Origin of the sequence: Streptomyces stelliscabiei (genome assembly GCF_014873495.1) — a bacterium.
Taxonomy (GTDB): domain Bacteria; phylum Actinomycetota; class Actinomycetes; order Streptomycetales; family Streptomycetaceae; genus Streptomyces; species Streptomyces bottropensis.
Genome location: NZ_JADBGF010000001.1, coordinates 6229561 through 6245697, shown reverse-complemented (window position 1 = coordinate 6245697; position 16137 = coordinate 6229561). Strand labels below are relative to the sequence as shown.

Below are 16137 nucleotides of genomic sequence, written 5' to 3'. Positions count from 1 at the left end.
GCCCCACGCACCCCCGGCCCAGCTGCACCAGGCCCCCCACACAAGGCAGACTCATCCCATGCGCTCAGCCCACCGCGTAGAAACCGTCCGCACAGCCGAACGCACCCTCATGGCCCGCCTCCCCGACGGCGCCCTGATGCAACGCGCGGCCGCAGGCCTGGCCGCGGCCTGCGCCGACGTACTCCCCCGCCGCGTCTACGGCAGCCGCGTCGTCCTCCTCACCGGCAGCGGGGACAACGGCGGCGACACGCTGTACGCCGGCGCCCGCCTGGCGAGGCGAGGCGCGGGCGTGACCGCCGTACTCCTCGCCCCGGACCGCACCCACCCCGCCGCCCTCGACGCCCTCCTCCGGGCAGGCGGCACCACCGCCGCCCCCACGACCGCCCCCGCCCTCATCGGCCGCGCCGACCTGGTCCTGGACGGCATCGTCGGCATCGGCGGCAAGGGCGGCCTGCGCCCAGAAGCCGCCCGCCTGGCCGCCCTGGTCGCCGCCTCCCCCGCCATCGTCGTCGCCGTGGACCTCCCGAGCGGCATCGAACCGGACACCGGCGAGATCCACGGCGCGGCCGTCCGCGCCGACCTGACCGTCACCTTCGGCACCCACAAGCCGGGCCTCCTCATCGACCCGGCACGCGAGCACGCCGGCTCGGTCCGTCTGATCGACATCGGCCTGGCGGACACCCTCCCGGCCACCCCCGCCCTGGAGTCCCTCCAGCACACCGACGTGGCCGCCCTCCTGCCCCACCCGTCCCAGGAGAGCGACAAGTACCGCCGCGGGGTCGTCGGGATCGCGGCGGGCTCGGCCCGCTACCCGGGCGCGGCGGTCCTCGCGGTCGCCGGTGCCCTGCGCGGCGGCGCGGGCGCGGTCCGCTACGTCGGCGCGGCCGGCGACGCGGTCCTCGCCCGCTTCCCGGAGACCCTGGTCTCGAACACGGGCCCGAAGAAGGCGGGCCGGGTCCAGGCCTGGGTCGCCGGCCCCGGAGCCGCCGAGGACCCGGCCCCCGTCGCCGAGGCGCTCGCCACCGACGTCCCCGTCCTCCTCGACGCCGACGGCCTCCGTCTCGCCGACCGCGAGACGGTCCGCGGCCGCACGGCCCCCACCCTGCTGACCCCGCACGCGGGCGAGGCCGCGGCGCTCCTCGGCATCCCCCGCGAGGAGGTCGAGGCCTCCCGCCTCACCGCCGTACGCGACCTGTCCCGCGCCTACGACGCGACGGTCCTCCTCAAGGGCTCCACCACCCTGATCGCGGCCCCGGACCCGGACGTCCCGGTCCGCGTCAACGCCACCGGCACCCCCTGGCTCGCCACCGCCGGCAGCGGTGACGTCCTCTCGGGCCTGGCGGGCTCGCTCCTGGCGGCCGGCCTCTCCCCCCTGGACGCGGCGAGCGTGGCGGCGTACGTCCACGGCCTGGCGGGCCGCTACGCCGCCGACGGCGCCCCGGCGGGCGCCCACGACGTGGCGGAGTCGATCCCGGCGGCCTGGCGGGACATCACCGCCTGAGGCCCGCCCCGTTCCGCCTCGATCCGGTCCGCCCCGCTCCGCTCAACTCCCCTCCTCGATCCGCTCGATCGCCTCCCGCACCATCCCCAGATACTCGGATTCCTCGCACCGGGGCTTGCTCCCCATCCGGTACATGTCCATCGCGTCGGAGGGACACTCGCCCAGATCCTCGTCCGGAAGATCCGCCGAAAGCTCGCTGCACACCCGCCCGGCCAGCTCCGCGTCACCGCGCGTAGCGTCCCGCCGGACCGCGTCCCGTACGCGCAGAGGCACACCAAAAGGCATCAGACAACCTCAATTCCCCCGGGCCCGCAGCCCCGGATCGGCCGGGAGGCGGCTCCCTCCCGGCCGCCCGGACGCTAGTCCTCCCTCCATTCCAGGTCCATACCTTCGCCACAGTTCACGCACAGTGAGGGCGGATCCGCTATCGTGCGCCCCGGCGTGACGGACCCCACCCCGTCACCCTGTTCAGACTCCGTTAACAATGGACTGTGATCTCACCGGTCTCCTCGTTGCCGCGGAGCGCCCACCGGCCCAGGCCGGAGGCGACTCCCTACGTCGACCTCACCCGTGCCGAGTGGAGCGCGCTGCGCGAAAAAACGCCGCTCCCGCTGAACGCCGAGGAGGTCGAGAAGCTGCGCGGCCTGGGCGATGTCATCGACCTCGACGAGGTCCGGGACATCTATCTGCCGCTGTCCCGGCTCCTCAACCTCTACATCGGCGCCACCGACGGCCTGCGCGGCGCCCTCAACACCTTCCTGGGCGAGCAGGGCTCCCAGTCGGGCACCCCGTTCGTCATAGGCGTCGCCGGCTCCGTGGCCGTCGGCAAGTCCACCGTCGCCCGTCTCCTCCAGGCACTCCTCGCCCGCTGGCCCGAACACCCGCGCGTCGAGCTGGTCACCACCGACGGCTTCCTGCTCCCCATGAAGGACCTCCAGGAGCGCGGCCTCGTCTCCCGCAAGGGCTTCCCCGAGTCCTACGACCGCCGGGCCCTGACCCGTTTCGTCGCCGACATCAAGGCCGGCAAGGGCGAGGTGACGGCCCCCGTCTACTCCCACCTCATCTACGACATCGTCCCCGACCAGCGGCTCACGGTCCGCCGCCCCGACATCCTCATCGTCGAGGGCCTCAACGTCCTGCAGCCCGCGCTCCCCGGCAGCGACGGCCGTACCCGCGTCGGTCTCGCCGACTACTTCGACTTCAGCGTGTACGTCGACGCCGGCGCCGACGACATCGAGCGCTGGTACCTCAACCGTTTCAAGAAGCTCCGGCAGACCGCCTTCCAGAACCCCGACTCGTACTTCCGCAAGTACACCCAGGTCTCCGAGGACGACGCCCTCGACTACGCCCGCACCCTCTGGCGCACCATCAACAAGCCCAACCTGGTCGAGAACATCGCCCCCACCCGGGGCCGTGCCACCCTCATCATCCGCAAGGGCGCCGACCACAAGGTGCGTCGCCTCAGCCTGCGCAAGCTGTAGGCCCGCACGCGCGCCCCGCTACCCTGCGGGCATGCTGCATCTGCGCCTGATCACCCCGTCCGACCGGACCGACGAGGTGGTCCGTCTGATCGAGGACACGGTCGGCACCACCCACCTCGTCGTCATGGCGGGCGCCGCCCGCGACCCCGTCGGCGACGTCGTGATGTGCGACGTGGCGCGCGAGGCGGGCGACGAACTGATCGGCGCGCTCCGGGCGTTGGACCTCGACAGGACCGGCTCCATCGCCGTGGAGAACATCGACCTGTCGCTCTCCGAGCGCGCCGACCGGGCGGAGAAGGACGCGCCGGGAGAGGGCGCGGACGCGGTCCTGTGGGAGCACCTGACGGACGCGACCCACGAGGAGTCGACGCTCTCCGTCACCTACGTCGCCTTCATCACGCTGGCCACGATGATCGCGGCCTGCGGAGTGGTCCTGGACAACGCGGTCCTGATCGTCGGCGCGATGGCGGTGGGCCCCGAGTTCGGCCCCCTGGCCGGCATCAGCACCTCCCTCGTCCAACGCCATCCACGCCTGGCCGTCCGCTCGTTCGTCGCCCTGCTGGTGGGCTTCGCCGTGGCGATGGCGGTGACGGTGGGCTTCACCTTCTTCATGGACGCCCTCGGCTACTTCACCGAGGCCAAACTGGAGGCCGACCGCCCCAACACCGCCTTCGTCTACGCCCCCGACGCCTTCTCCTTCATCGTGGCCGTCCTCGCCGGCATCGCGGGCACCCTCTCCCTCACCTCGGCGAAGTCGGGTGCCCTGGTGGGCGTCGCCATCTCGGTCACCACGGTCCCGGCGGCGGCCAACGCGGCGGTGGCCCTGGCCTACGGCGACACGCAGCAGACGGTGGGCTCCTCGGAGCAACTGCTCCTGAACCTCCTGGGCATCGTCCTGGCCGGCACCCTGACCCTGCTGCTCCAGAAGTGGCTGTGGGCAAGGCAACGCAGGACTTCATGACCAGGGGCGCACACCAGAAGGGGCGCGAGGAACTGCGCGACAAGCCACGACGAACCCGCGGCCCGCACCACACAGAACCCCACGCCCCTACCCGGAACGCACAGAACCCCGCAGCTCTCCTAACCCGCGCACCTACCCGAGCGCGGACTTCACCACATCCGCCAACCGCCCCGCCACGGCCCGCGCCTGCTCGATGTCCGCGGCCTCCACCATCACCCGAACCAGCGGCTCGGTCCCGGACGGCCGCAACAACACCCGCCCGGTGGCCCCCAGTTCCGACTCCGCCTCGGCCACGGCCGCGGCCAGCTCCGCCGACGACCCCACCCGCGACCGGTCCACGTCCGGCACATTGACGAGCACCTGCGGCAGCCGCTCCATCACGCCCGCGAGCTCCCGCAGCGTACGACCGGTCTGCGCGACCCGGGCCGCCAGCAGCAGCCCCGTCAGCGTGCCGTCACCCGTGGTCGCGTGGTCGGAGATGATCACGTGCCCGGACTGCTCGCCCCCGAGCGTGTACCCGTGCTCCTTCATCTCCTCCAGCACATAACGGTCCCCGACCGCGGCCTGCACCAGCCGCAGCCCCTCCCGCTCCAGCGCCAGCTTGAACCCGAGGTTGGACATCACGGTCGCGACCACGGTGTCCGAGTGCAGCTCCCCCCGCTCCCGCATGGCCAGCGCGAGCACCGCGAGGATCTGGTCCCCGTCGACCTCGTCGCCCTCGTGGTCCACGGCCAGGCACCGGTCCGCGTCCCCGTCGTGCGCGATGCCGAGGTGCGCCCCGTGCTCGACGACGGCGGCCCGCAGCTTCCCGAGGTGCGTCGACCCGCAGCCGTCGTTGATGTTGAGCCCGTCCGGCTCGGCCCCGATGGTGACGATCTCGGCGCCGGCCCGGGTGAACACCTCGGGCGAGACCCCGGCGGCGGCGCCGTGCGCCTCGTCGAGGACGATCTTCAGCCCCTCCAGACGGTTGGGCAGAGCGGACAGCAGATGCGCGATGTACCGCTCGAAGCCCTCGTCGTAGGACCGGATGCGCCCGACACCCGCGCCCGTCGGCCGGTCCCAGGGCGCCCCGGTGCGGTGCTCCTCGTACACGCCCTCGATGCGGTTCTCCAGGTCGTCGGCGAGCTTGTGGCCGCCGCGGGCGAAGAACTTGATGCCGTTGTCGGGCATGGCGTTGTGGCTGGCGGAGAGCATCACGCCGAGGTCGGCGCCCAGCTCACCGGTGAGGAACGCCACAGCGGGGGTGGGCAGCACGCCGACGCGCAGGACGTCGACGCCCGCACTGGCGAGGCCGGCCACGACGGCCGCCTCCAGGAACTCTCCGGACGCCCGCGGATCCCGCCCGACCACCGCCACCGGCTTGTGGCCCTCGAACGTTCCCGCCTCGGCGAGTACGTGTGCCGCCGCGACGGAGAGTCCGAGCGCGAGCTCGGCCGTCAGATCCGCGTTGGCGACACCGCGCACGCCGTCCGTGCCGAAGAGTCGTCCCACAGTGGTGTCCTCCGAATTGCTGAGAATGTGCGGCTCGTACCTGATGGTCCCCTACCGGGCGGTCCCGCACCGGCTGTCCCCGAGTGTCCCGGCATTCCCCGGACCAAGTACATCCCCTGAGACTGTCCTCCCCCTTTCGGGGTTGTACCGACAGTCTGCGTGTAAGCCCCCGTACGAACGGTCGGCCCTGCTACGCAAACCGCCCCGGCGGCACGAGTACGTGCCACCGGGGCGATACGCGCAGTGCGCGGCGCGCGCGAAACGCGCGCCGGGCGCGAGCGCGATCTAGCGCTTGCTGTACTGCGGAGCCTTGCGGGCCTTCTTCAGACCGGCCTTCTTGCGCTCGACCGCACGGTCGTCGCGGCGGAGGAAGCCGGCCTTCTTGAGGGCGCCGCGGTTGTTGTCCACGTCGGCCTCGTTCAGCGCGCGGGCCACGCCGAGGCGCAGGGCGCCGGCCTGGCCGGAGACACCGCCACCCGCGATGCGGGCGATGACGTCGTAGCGGCCCTCGAGCTCGAGCACCTTGAAGGGCTCGTTGACTTCCTGCTGGTGCACCTTGTTGGGGAAGTAGTCCTCAAGGGTGCGACCGTTGATCTTCCACTTGCCGGTGCCCGGGACGATCCGGACGCGGGCGATGGCGTTCTTGCGACGGCCCAGGCCGGCGGCCGGCTGCGGGTCGCCGAAGCGGCCGGCGAGCGACTCCGAGGTGTACTCACCCTCGACGGGGACCTCGGACTCGGTGGTGTAGCTCTCGATGTCGACGAGCTCGGTCTCGGTCTCTTCGACCGGCTGCTCAACGGTGGTCTCGGCCACGGTTCTCCTCAGATTCTTTTCTGTTTGGGGTGTGGCCGGAACTACTGCGCGACCTGGGTGATCTCGAACGGCACCGGCTGCTGGGCAGCGTGCGGGTGCTGGTCGCCCGAGTAGACCTTCAGCTTGCTGATCATCTGACGGCCCAGGGTGTTCTTGGGGATCATGCCCTTGATGGCCTTCTCGACGGCCTTCTCGGGGTTCTTCGCCAGCAGCTCGTCGTAACGGACGGAGCGCAGACCACCCGGGTAGCCGGAGTGGCGGTACGCCAGCTTCTGGGTCTTCTTGTTGCCGGACAGGTGAACCTTGTCGGCGTTGATGATGATGACGAAGTCGCCCATGTCCATGTGCGGGGCATAGGTCGGCTTGTGCTTGCCGCGGAGGAGGTTCGCGGCAGTGGTAGCCAGACGGCCCAGGACGATGTCCTGAGCGTCAATGACGTGCCACTGGCGAGTCACATCGCCGGGCTTAGGGCTGTACGTACGCACTTCGCAGCCTTCTTCTTCAGTGGATGGGTGCTGACACATGGCATCACTGAAGCGATCGTGCAGCTGGGGACGACAGTGCCGGGAACGCTGCCCGTATGCCGCCCACTGGTAACTGCTCCAGGGAACCTACGTAGGGGCTTCTCGCCTGAGAGCGGCCAAGCCAATACGCATAACAAGCGGCAAGACTACTCGCGCTGCCCCGGACGGGTCAAAACGGCCCCCGACCACGCCCCGGACCACCGGCGGGAGAAGGCCTCACCCGTAATCGAGTGAGGTATGCCTTCGCCCGTCTAAACTGCGGCCCATGAGCTTTGGGCAGGGGGGGTCTCAGTGGAGCCCCGGGGGTTCCCACAATCCGTGGGACGATCAGTACAGTTCCACCAGCAACCGGACCCCGGACTGGGCGTCACTCGCCGAGCAGTCCGAGATACGCAACAGACGCCGCAGACTCCTGATGATCGTGGGCGGCGCACTCGCCACGGTCGGCATAGGTGTCGCCGTGGCCGTCGCCGTCGTCAACAACGACAGCGGCAGCACCACGGCGAACGGTCCGAACGACCTGCCGACCGCCGCGGACATCCCGAGCGCCAGCGCCAAGGCGGACCCGTCGTTCGCGCCGACCTCGGCCCCACCGCCCCTGGACCCGAAGGAGTTCATCTCCAGTTCGGGCAAGGACAAGGCGCCGATCAGCCCGGACATCCTCTTCCCGGGCTCCCAGCTGACCAAGCGCGACGGCGTGGTCTACCGCAAGGGCGCCACGGCCTCGACGACCAACTGCGCGTCGGCCGTCCAGGGCAGCCTGGACACCCTCCTGACCGGCAACGACTGCACTCGCTTCCTGCGCGTGACCTACGTCAGGGACAAGATCGCGGTCACGATCGGCGTCGCCCTGTTCGACACCGAGGCCAAGGCGACCAAGGTCAAGAAGGACTGGGACAAGAAGAGCACCATCGTCTCCCTGCCCGGCGAGGGCGTCGCCACCTTCTGCCGCACGACCTTCTGCCGTACGACGGCCAACTCCTACGGCCGCTACGCCTACTTCACCCTGTCCGGCTTCACCGACGGCAAGGACGTCACGGAGAAGGACAAGGCCGTCTTCGCCGCCGGCGACGACCTCAGCCAGTCCGCCTACGAGCAGATCCACCGCCGGGGCGAGACCCAGGCAGCCGCCGCGGCAGGCGGGCAGTAGCCCGAGCGAAGCCGCCCCGGGGTCAGCAGCAGCCGGCCCCGGGCGCCCCCGGCAGGGTCCGCCGGTTGCGCGCCTCCCTGCTCCGCGCGGCCAGCAGCTCGTCGGCCGGGTAGCCGACCTCCTCCAGGGTCAGCCCGTGCGGCCGTACGACATGGACGGCGGAGTCCCGCACACCGGCGGCCAGCACCTTCCCCGGCCAGTCGGTCCCCCGGTGCCCGTCCCCCACGAACAGCAGCGCCCCGATCAGCGACCGCACCATGTTGTGGCAGAACGCGTCGGCCCGCACGGTCGCGGTGATGATCCCGTCGTCCCCCCGCACCAGGCTCAGCTCCTGGAGCGTGCGGATGGTGGTGGCCCCCTCGCGCCGCTTGCAGTAGGCGGCGAAGTCGTGCTCCCCCAGCAGCAGCCGGGCCGCCTCGTTCATGGCGTCCACGTCGAGCGCCCAGTCGTGCCACAGCACATGGCTGCGCAGCAGCGGGTCGACACCGCCGGGATTGTCGGTGACGCGATAGGCGTAGCGCCGCCAGACGGCCGAGAAACGCGCGTTGAAGCCGCTGGGCGCCTCCCTGAGCGCCCACACCCGCACATCCCTCGGCAGCCGCCCCGCGAGCCGCTTCAACAGCTTCTCGTGGTGCTCACGCCACACCGCCTCCGGCAGGTCCACGTGCGCCACCTGTCCGCGCGCGTGCACCCCGGCGTCCGTCCGCCCGGCCACGGTCAGCTCGAAGGCCTCCCGGGACCGCGTCACGGTCCGCAGCGCGTCCTCGATCTCCCCCTGTACGGTCCGCCGCCCCCCGGCCTGCTTGGCCCACCCGGAGAACTCGGAACCGTCATAGGACAGATCGAGCCGCACACGGACATGCCCCGGCTCCACTTCGTCACTCACCCACAGATCCTCTCAGCAACACAAAAGCGGGTCCGCCCCTCGAAAGGGACGGACCCGCCAACGCCCTGAGGGGGCGCGGGGAACTGCGCGAGCGACCACCACGAACCCGCGGCCGAAAACGCAGCCCCCGCAGGACGCTTACGCGTCCTTCGACTCCTCGGCAGCCTCGTCGCCCGCCTCGTCGGCCTTGGTGGTGTCCACCGTGGCCTCGGCGGCCGGCGCCTCCGCGTCCTTCGCGGCACGCTTGGTGGCGGCCTCGGCCTCACCGGTGGCCTGCTGCGCGACCGTCAGCGCCTCGACCAGCTCGATGACAGCCATGGGCGCGTTGTCGCCACGACGGTTACCGATCTTGGTGATGCGGGTGTAGCCACCGGGACGGTTCTCGTACCGCGGGCCGATCTCGGTGAAGAGCGTGTGCACGACGCTCTTGTCCGTGATGACCTGGAGCACCTGGCGGCGGTTGTGAAGGTCGCCCTTCTTCGCCTTGGTGACCAGACGCTCGGCGTAGGGCCGCAGACGGCGGGCCTTCGCCTCGGTGGTGGTGATGCGGCCGTGCTCGAAGAGGCTCTTCGCGAGGTTCGCGAGGAGCAGCTTCTCGTGCGCGGCGCTGCCGCCCAGACGGGCACCCTTGGTGGGCTTCGGCATGGTGTTTCTCCTAGGTGTCTGCCCCGGCCGTACTAGGTACCGGAGTCAGTATCTGAGCAGACGGTCGCCTGTCAGAGATCCGGGCAGGGCCCCGAAGGGCCTGCCCGGAAGGGGTGCGGGGAACCGCGCGATCAAGCACAGCGCACCCGCACCCGAGTACGGACCTGACGGCCCGAGCTCTTAGTACTGCTCGGTCTCCACGAAGCCCGCGTCCGCGTCGTCGTCGGCGCCGAAGGCGTCGGCGGCGGCGGTCGGGTCGAACCCGGGAGGCGAGTCCTTGAGCGCCAGGCCCATGCCCGCCAGCTTCGCCTTGACCTCGTCGATCGACTTCGCACCGAAGTTGCGGATGTCGAGCAGGTCGGCCTCGGAGCGCGCGACCAGCTCACCCACGGAGTGGATGCCCTCACGCTTGAGGCAGTTGTACGACCGAACGGTGAGCTCCAGCTCCTCGATCGGCAGCGCCAGATCGGCGGCGAGCGCGGCGTCCGTCGGGGACGGGCCCATGTCGATGCCCTCGGCGTCGATGTTCAGCTCACGGGCCAGACCGAACAGCTCGACCAGGGTCTTACCGGCCGACGCCATGGCGTCACGGGGACGCATGGCCTGCTTGGTCTCGACGTCGACGATCAGCTTGTCGAAGTCGGTGCGCTGCTCGACACGAGTCGCCTCGACCTTGTACGTGACCTTGAGAACCGGCGAGTAGATGGAGTCGACCGGGATACGGCCGATCTCCTGGCCCACCTGCTTGTTCTGCACGGCGGAGACGTAACCGCGGCCACGCTCGACCGTCAGCTCCATCTCCAGCTTGCCCTTGCCGTTGAGCGTGGCGAGGACGAGGTCGGGGTTGTGCACCTCGACACCGGCCGGGGGCGCGATGTCGGCGGCGGTGACCAGACCCGGGCCCTGCTTGCGCAGGTACATCACGACCGGCTCGTCGTGCTCCGAGGAGACGACCAGCTGCTTGATGTTGAGGATCAGGTCGGTGACGTCCTCCTTGACGCCCGGCACGGTGGTGAACTCGTGCAGGACACCGTCGATACGGATGGACGTGACCGCCGCACCCGGGATCGAGGAGAGGAGCGTGCGGCGGAGGCTGTTGCCGAGGGTGTAGCCGAAGCCCGGCTCCAGCGGCTCGATCACGAACCGGGAGCGGAATTCGTCGACGACCTCTTCGGTCAGCGAGGGACGCTGAGCGATCAGCATAGGGAGATCCTTCTGTCAGGGGCGCCCGCTATTTGACGCCCTGAGGTGTAACAAGGGTACGGGCGATACGACCCGAAGGAGCCGTACCGCCCGAAAACCTCAGACCAAGCAGCCTGCGTCGAAGATCAGACGCGGCGGCGCTTGGGCGGACGGCAGCCGTTGTGCGGGGTGGGCGTGACGTCCTGGATGGAGCCGACCTCGAGACCGGTCGCCTGCAGCGAACGGATGGCCGTCTCACGACCCGAACCCGGGCCCTTGACGAACACGTCGACCTTGCGCATGCCGTGCTCCTGCGCGCGACGGGCGGCCGACTCGGCGGCCATCTGCGCGGCGAACGGCGTGGACTTCCGGGAGCCCTTGAAGCCGACGTGGCCGGCGGAGGCCCAGGAGATCACGTTGCCCGAGGGGTCCGTGATGGAGACGATCGTGTTGTTGAACGTGCTCTTGATGTGCGCGTGGCCGTGAGCGACGTTCTTCTTTTCCTTGCGGCGCACCTTCTTGGCAGCGCCCTGACGACCCTTGGGGGGCATCTACAAACTCCTACGGGGAGGTGGTCGGTCCTACAGCGAAGACCGCTGATGAAGCGTTGTCCGCTGAGGACTACTTCTTGCCCGGCTTCTTCTTACCGGCGATGGCGCGACGCGGGCCCTTGCGGGTGCGGGCGTTGGTGCTGGTGCGCTGACCGCGGACGGGCAGACCACGACGGTGACGGAGGCCCTGGTAGCAGCCGATCTCCACCTTGCGGCGGATGTCGGCCTGGACCTCGCGACGGAGGTCACCCTCGGTCTTGATGTTGTTGTCCACGTACTCGCGGATCGCGACGAGCTGCTCCTCGGAGAGGTCGCGGACGCGGGTGTCGGGGTTGACGCCGGTCGCTGCCAGCGTCTCCTGGGAGAGGGTCCGGCCGATGCCGAACACATAGGTGAGGGCGACCTCCACACGCTTGTCGCGCGGGATGTCAACACCGGAAACGCGTGCCATTCAATGGCTCCTGGTGATTGTCGGAGGTCTTCCACAGAACCGGGCCCCGGCCGCCGGCCTCTTCCATGGCGAAGAGTAGGTACGGCTCGGGTCCCCGGCCTCCGAGCCGGGGGTGTCAGGCCTACAGCTCGCCTGGGTCCTGCGTATGAACAAATTCAGCTTGCGTCGCGCGAATCTCTGCGAATCGAGCAGAGGGATCGGTCGTGCGTCAGCCCTGGCGCTGCTTGTGGCGCGGGTTCTCGCAGATGACCATGACCCGACCGTGACGGCGGATCACCCTGCACTTGTCGCAGATCTTCTTGACGCTCGGCTTGACCTTCATGGGGTGAGGTTCTCCGGGTCAGTGCCACCACCCGCGTCCCGGGAGACCGGGCACGGAGAGCGGGGGCAAGATCTACTTGTAGCGGTAGACGATCCGGCCACGCGTCAGGTCGTACGGAGACAACTCCACCACGACCCGGTCGTCAGGGAGGATACGGATGTAGTGCATACGCATCTTGCCGCTGATGTGTGCCAGGACCTGGTGGCCGTTCTGGAGCTCGACCTTGAACATGGCGTTCGGAAGAGACTCGACGACAGTGCCCTCGATCTCGATGGCACCTTGCTTCTTGGCCACGCTTCGCCCTTCGAATCGACTACCTTGATCGACTCGGCGTAACCGAATGAGGACACACGGAAACACGAGAGCCGACGAGTCAGTCTACGCCAGGGCCCCCGGAAACACGAATTCGGGTAAGGATGCCCAGAGCCGGAGATCCTTATGCCGCGCGCCCCGGAAGCGACGGGGCCGTCTTCAGGGGCGCGGGGCGGTGGCACCGAGCGGCACAGCCACGTGGGCACCACAGGCCCCACCGGTCACGCGCCCGGCGACGAGGACTCAGCCCAGCGGATCGGGAGCCGCGACGATGCCGTACTCCGCCAGCTTGGCCCTGCCGCCGTCGGGGGCGGTCAGCACCAGCGGCCCCGCCTCGGTCAGCGCCACCGAGTGCTCCCAGTGCGAGGACCACGTGCCGTCCGTGCTCACCACGGTCCAGTCGTCCGCGAGGACCTCGGTCTTCGGGGTGCCCAGGGCCACCATCGGCTCGATCGCGAGGCAGAACCCGGGGACGAGCTTGGGTCCCTTGCCCCGCCGCCGCTCGACGTAGTTCAGCAGGTGCGGGTCCATGTGCATCTCGGTCCCGATGCCGTGGCCGCCGTAGTCCTCGACGATGCCGTACTTGCCCCCGCCCGGCTTGGGCTGCCGGCGGATGTACGTCTCGATGGCGCGGGAGACGTCCACGAGCCGGTTGCCCACCTTCATGGCGGCGATCCCGGCCCACATGGACTCCTCGGTCACCCGGGACAGCTCGATCAGCTCCGGGGCGTGACCGGATCCCACGAACGCGGTGTAGGCCGCGTCACCGTGCCAGCCGTCGACGATCGCGCCGCAGTCGACGGAGATGATGTCGCCGTCCTTCAGGACGACCTCGTCGCTCGGGATCCCGTGGACCACGACCTCGTTCACCGACGTGCAGATCGTCGCCGGGAAGCCGCCGTACCCGAGGAAGTTCGACTTGGCGCCGTGCTCCGCGAGCACCTTGCGGGCCACCTCGTCCAGATCCTTCGTGGAGGCGCCCGGCACGGCGGCCTCGCGGGTGGCCGCGTGGATGGCCGCGACGACCAGCCCCGCCTCGCGCATCTTGGCGATCTGCTCGGGGCTCTTGATCTGCACCATGGGGGCCTGCGCTCTCCGTCTTCCGCGGATTGGACGTCTTGGGTGTGCCTACACAACAGTACGGCCGCGGCACCCTCCTCGGGCACCGCGGCCGACGTACCGACCGACGGCCTACTGGCCGTCGTCCTCGCGCTTGAGCGCTTCCATGGCGCGCTGGGTGACGTCCTCCACCGGGCCGAGCGCCGTGATCGTCACCACGAGGCCCTGGGCCTTGTAGTAGTCGATGATCGGCTCGGTCTGGGTGTGGTAGACCTCCAGGCGCTTGCGGACGGTCTCCTCGGAGTCGTCGTCACGCTGGTACAGCTCGCCGCCACAGACGTCGCACACGCCGTCCTGCTTCGGCTTCTTGTACGTGACGTGGAAGACGTGCGCGGAGTCGTTGCGGCAGATGCGCCGACCGGCGATCCGCTTGACGACCTCCTCCTCGGGGACCTCCAGGTCCAGCACCGCGTCCAGGTTCATGGACTCGTCCTGGAGGGTCACGTCGAGCGCCTCGGCCTGCGAGACGTTGCGCGGGAAGCCGTCGAGCAGGAAGCCGTTCACGGCGTCCGGCTGCTCCATCCGGTCCTTCGCCATGGCGATGGTGACCTCGTCCGGCACCAGCTCACCCTTGTCCATGTAGGACTTGGCGAGCTTGCCCAGCTCCGTCTGCTTGCTGATGTTGGCCCGGAACAGGTCGCCCGTGGAGATGTGCGGGATCGACAGGTTCCTGGCCAGGAACGCGGCCTGCGTTCCCTTACCCGCACCCGGCGGCCCGACGAGGACGATTCGCATCAGCGGAGGAACCCTTCGTAATTGCGCTGCTGGAGCTGGCTCTCGATCTGCTTCACGGTCTCCAGACCCACACCCACGATGATCAGGATGCTGGTACCGCCGAACGGGAAGTTCTGGTTGGCCCCGAAGCCGGCCAACGCCATTGTCGGCACGAGAGCGATCAGACCCAGGTACAGCGAACCCGGCCAGGTGATCCGGTTGAGTACGTAGCTCAGGTACTCAGCGGTCGGTCGGCCAGCCCGGATGCCCGGGATGAAGCCACCATACTTCTTCATGTTGTCCGCGACTTCCTCGGGGTTGAACGAGATGGCCACGTAGAAGAAGGCGAAGAAGATGATCAGGAAGAAGTAGATCGTGATGTGCACCGGAGCGTCCGAGGGCACCAGGTTGTTGTTGACCCAACTCGCCCAACCGGCCGTGGAGTTCGAGAACTGCACGACGAGAGCCGGAATGTAGAGCAGCGACGAGGCGAAGATCACGGGGATGATGCCCGCCTGGTTGACCTTCAGCGGGATGTAGGTCGACGTGCCGCCGTAGGAACGACGGCCGATCATGCGCTTCGCGTACTGGACCGGGATGCGGCGCTGGGCCTGCTCGACGAAGACCACCAGGGCGACCATGACCAGGCCGACGGCGATGACGGTGCCGAACTCGATCCAGCCGCCCGCCAGCTCTCCCTGCTCCTTGATCGCCCAGAGGGCGGAGGGGAAGGTGGCGGCGATCGAGATGAACATCAGGATCGACATGCCGTTGCCGATGCCGCGGTCGGTGATCAGCTCACCGAGCCACATGACGACGGCCGTGCCGGCGGTCATGGTGACGACCATGACGACGGTGGTGTAGATCGACTGGTCGGGGACGATCTGGCTGGCCTGCACACAGCCGCTGAACAGCGAGCCGCTGCGGGCGGTGGCGACGAGGCCGGTGCCCTGGAGGATGGCGAGGGCGACCGTCAGATAACGCGTGTACTGCGTGATCTTCGCCGTACCGGCCTGCCCCTCCTTCTTCAGGGCTTCCAGACGCGGGATCACCACGGTCAGCAGCTGCAGAATGATGCTCGCCGTGATGTACGGCATGATGCCGAGCGCGAAGATCGTGATCTGCAGCAGCGCGCCACCACTGAACATGTTCACCAGACCGAACAGACCCTTGTTGGTCTGGGCCTGGTCGATGCAGAACTGAACGGCGCGGTAGTCGACACCCGGGATCGGGATGTGCGTGCCGATCCGGTAGATCACGATGATGCCGAGCGTGAAGAGCAGCTTCTTGCGCAGGTCGGGCGTCTTGAACGCCCGGGCGAACGCGGTGAGCACGGTGCCTCCTGCGACCCCCGCGCTACTGCGTCAAGGGTGACGGTTTTGAGATTCTGATGAGGACGACTTACGTAACGTTTAACTGCCGCGACGAGTGCCCGGTGAGGGGTCCCCTGTGAAAAACGGACAGCGCAGGCCACCTTACCGGCGGGACTGCCTCCCTAGGAACGACCAACCGGGGATACCCCATTTGTAGGGTATCCCCGGTCGGGATCGCTCAAGTCATCGAGACGCCTGATGTGTTCAGACGAGCTCGGTGACGGTACCGCCGGCGGCGGTGATCTTCTCCTTGGCGGAGCCGGAGACGGCGTCGACCGTCACCTGCAGCGCCACGGAGATCTCACCCTGGCCGAGGACCTTGACGAGGCTGTTCTTGCGGACGGCACCCTTGTCGACCAGGTCGGCAACGGTGACCTCCCCACCCTCGGGGTAGAGGGCGGCGAGCTTGTCCAGGTTCACGACCTGGAACTCCGTCTTGAACGGGTTCTTGAAGCCCTTCAGCTTCGGAAGACGCATGTGGAGGGGCATCTGGCCACCCTCGAAGCGCTCCGGAACCTGGTAGCGGGCCTTCGTGCCCTTGGTACCACGACCGGCCGTCTTACCCTTCGACGCCTCACCACGACCGACACGGGTCTTCGCGGTCTTGGCACCGGGGGCGGGACGGAGGTTGTGGATCTTGAGCGGGTTGTTCTCCGCCATG

General features: G+C 69.0%; 19 protein-coding genes. 4 read left to right on the top strand and 15 right to left on the bottom strand.

The genetic code is table 11. The features are described 5' to 3' along the window. Positions 1–58: 58 nt before the first annotated feature. Positions 59–1501 (top strand): NAD(P)H-hydrate dehydratase, encoded by a 1443-nt coding sequence (locus H4687_RS27755; RefSeq protein WP_179860037.1) that lies wholly within the window; start codon positions 59–61, stop codon positions 1499–1501. 42 nt (positions 1502–1543) lie between these two features. On the opposite strand, the gene H4687_RS27750 is transcribed toward H4687_RS27755, so the two are convergent. Continuing rightward, a complete protein-coding gene (locus tag H4687_RS27750; RefSeq protein ID WP_046916486.1) occupies positions 1544–1786 on the bottom strand; it encodes a hypothetical protein in 243 nt (80 codons plus the stop codon). 206 nt (positions 1787–1992) lie between these two features. Between H4687_RS27750 and coaA the strand changes: the two genes are divergently transcribed. After that, a complete protein-coding gene (gene coaA / locus H4687_RS27745) occupies positions 1993–2982 on the top strand; it encodes a type I pantothenate kinase (RefSeq protein WP_046916487.1) in 990 nt (329 codons plus the stop codon). 31 nt (positions 2983–3013) lie between these two features. After that, complete coding sequence (locus tag H4687_RS27740) at positions 3014–3943, top strand: DUF389 domain-containing protein (protein WP_046916488.1); 930 nt, start codon at positions 3014–3016, stop codon at positions 3941–3943. A gap of 132 nt (positions 3944–4075) precedes the next feature. Here the strand turns inward: H4687_RS27740 and glmM are convergent, their stop codons facing one another. The 3 genes from glmM to rplM all read right to left on the bottom strand — a co-directional run bounded on the left by glmM (position 4076) and on the right by rplM (position 6732). After that, the gene (gene glmM, locus H4687_RS27735) at positions 4076–5434 is read right to left on the bottom strand and encodes a phosphoglucosamine mutase (protein ID WP_046916489.1); all 1359 of its coding nucleotides are present in this window, start codon (positions 5432–5434) and stop codon (positions 4076–4078) included. A 285-nt stretch (positions 5435–5719) separates the two neighbouring features. Next, positions 5720–6247 carry a 30S ribosomal protein S9 gene (rpsI, locus tag H4687_RS27730; RefSeq protein WP_046916490.1) on the bottom strand — a complete coding sequence of 176 codons (528 nt, stop codon included), beginning with the start codon at positions 6245–6247 and terminating at the stop codon, positions 5720–5722. Between the two features lie 41 nt (positions 6248–6288). Then, positions 6289–6732 (bottom strand): 50S ribosomal protein L13, encoded by a 444-nt coding sequence (gene rplM, locus H4687_RS27725; protein ID WP_013001400.1) that lies wholly within the window; start codon positions 6730–6732, stop codon positions 6289–6291. 304 nt (positions 6733–7036) lie between these two features. Here rplM and H4687_RS27720 point away from each other — a divergent pair, with 304 nt between their 5' ends. Beyond that, entirely contained in the window at positions 7037–7921 is an 885-nt protein-coding gene (locus H4687_RS27720) for a hypothetical protein (protein ID WP_225966843.1), read from the top strand. Between the two features lie 22 nt (positions 7922–7943). Here the strand turns inward: H4687_RS27720 and truA are convergent, their stop codons facing one another. From truA to rplO, 11 genes are all read right to left on the bottom strand, one after another. Beyond that, complete coding sequence (gene truA, locus H4687_RS27715; protein ID WP_046916492.1) at positions 7944–8807, bottom strand: tRNA pseudouridine(38-40) synthase TruA; 864 nt, start codon at positions 8805–8807, stop codon at positions 7944–7946. A 138-nt stretch (positions 8808–8945) separates the two neighbouring features. Then, positions 8946–9452 (bottom strand): 50S ribosomal protein L17, encoded by a 507-nt coding sequence (gene rplQ, locus H4687_RS27710; protein WP_046916493.1) that lies wholly within the window; start codon positions 9450–9452, stop codon positions 8946–8948. 180 nt (positions 9453–9632) lie between these two features. After that, entirely contained in the window at positions 9633–10655 is a 1023-nt protein-coding gene (locus H4687_RS27705; RefSeq protein ID WP_003966937.1) for a DNA-directed RNA polymerase subunit alpha, read from the bottom strand. Positions 10656–10780: 125 nt separating this feature from the next. Further along, positions 10781–11185 (bottom strand): 30S ribosomal protein S11, encoded by a 405-nt coding sequence (rpsK, locus tag H4687_RS27700; RefSeq protein WP_003956432.1) that lies wholly within the window; start codon positions 11183–11185, stop codon positions 10781–10783. A 70-nt stretch (positions 11186–11255) separates the two neighbouring features. Continuing rightward, a complete protein-coding gene (rpsM, locus tag H4687_RS27695; RefSeq protein ID WP_005481202.1) occupies positions 11256–11636 on the bottom strand; it encodes a 30S ribosomal protein S13 in 381 nt (126 codons plus the stop codon). A gap of 208 nt (positions 11637–11844) precedes the next feature. Next, complete coding sequence (gene rpmJ, locus H4687_RS27690; protein ID WP_003998809.1) at positions 11845–11958, bottom strand: 50S ribosomal protein L36; 114 nt, start codon at positions 11956–11958, stop codon at positions 11845–11847. A 72-nt stretch (positions 11959–12030) separates the two neighbouring features. Continuing rightward, positions 12031–12252 carry a translation initiation factor IF-1 gene (gene infA / locus H4687_RS27685; protein WP_003948620.1) on the bottom strand — a complete coding sequence of 74 codons (222 nt, stop codon included), beginning with the start codon at positions 12250–12252 and terminating at the stop codon, positions 12031–12033. A gap of 261 nt (positions 12253–12513) precedes the next feature. After that, a complete protein-coding gene (gene map, locus H4687_RS27680) occupies positions 12514–13350 on the bottom strand; it encodes a type I methionyl aminopeptidase (RefSeq protein ID WP_046916494.1) in 837 nt (278 codons plus the stop codon). Positions 13351–13461: 111 nt separating this feature from the next. Then, a complete protein-coding gene (locus H4687_RS27675) occupies positions 13462–14124 on the bottom strand; it encodes an adenylate kinase (RefSeq protein WP_046916495.1) in 663 nt (220 codons plus the stop codon). Continuing rightward, the gene (gene secY, locus H4687_RS27670; RefSeq protein ID WP_046916496.1) at positions 14124–15437 is read right to left on the bottom strand and encodes a preprotein translocase subunit SecY; all 1314 of its coding nucleotides are present in this window, start codon (positions 15435–15437) and stop codon (positions 14124–14126) included. The genes H4687_RS27675 and secY overlap by 1 nt, the downstream gene beginning before the upstream one ends. A gap of 243 nt (positions 15438–15680) precedes the next feature. After that, a complete protein-coding gene (gene rplO, locus H4687_RS27665) occupies positions 15681–16136 on the bottom strand; it encodes a 50S ribosomal protein L15 (protein ID WP_005481206.1) in 456 nt (151 codons plus the stop codon). Position 16137 lies beyond the last annotated feature (1 nt).

What these genes read in the sequence shown, in the direction of transcription:
- H4687_RS27720 (WP_225966843.1), top strand. Translation starts at nt 7,037, where the DNA reads ATGAGCTTTGGGCAGGGGGGGTCTCAGTGGAGCCCCGGGGGTTCCCAC.
- rpsM (WP_005481202.1), bottom strand. Translation starts at nt 11,636, where the DNA reads ATGGCACGCGTTTCCGGTGTTGACATCCCGCGCGACAAGCGTGTGGAG.
- H4687_RS27740 (WP_046916488.1), top strand. Translation starts at nt 3,014, where the DNA reads ATGCTGCATCTGCGCCTGATCACCCCGTCCGACCGGACCGACGAGGTG.
- H4687_RS27705 (WP_003966937.1), bottom strand. Translation starts at nt 10,655, where the DNA reads ATGCTGATCGCTCAGCGTCCCTCGCTGACCGAAGAGGTCGTCGACGAA.
- rplO (WP_005481206.1), bottom strand. Translation starts at nt 16,136, where the DNA reads ATGGCGGAGAACAACCCGCTCAAGATCCACAACCTCCGTCCCGCCCCC.
- rpsK (WP_003956432.1), bottom strand. Translation starts at nt 11,185, where the DNA reads ATGCCCCCCAAGGGTCGTCAGGGCGCTGCCAAGAAGGTGCGCCGCAAG.
- map (WP_046916494.1), bottom strand. Translation starts at nt 13,350, where the DNA reads ATGGTGCAGATCAAGAGCCCCGAGCAGATCGCCAAGATGCGCGAGGCG.
- H4687_RS27750 (WP_046916486.1), bottom strand. Translation starts at nt 1,786, where the DNA reads ATGCCTTTTGGTGTGCCTCTGCGCGTACGGGACGCGGTCCGGCGGGAC.
- rpmJ (WP_003998809.1), bottom strand. Translation starts at nt 11,958, where the DNA reads ATGAAGGTCAAGCCGAGCGTCAAGAAGATCTGCGACAAGTGCAGGGTG.
- rplQ (WP_046916493.1), bottom strand. Translation starts at nt 9,452, where the DNA reads ATGCCGAAGCCCACCAAGGGTGCCCGTCTGGGCGGCAGCGCCGCGCAC.
- H4687_RS27675 (WP_046916495.1), bottom strand. Translation starts at nt 14,124, where the DNA reads ATGCGAATCGTCCTCGTCGGGCCGCCGGGTGCGGGTAAGGGAACGCAG.
- H4687_RS27755 (WP_179860037.1), top strand. Translation starts at nt 59, where the DNA reads ATGCGCTCAGCCCACCGCGTAGAAACCGTCCGCACAGCCGAACGCACC.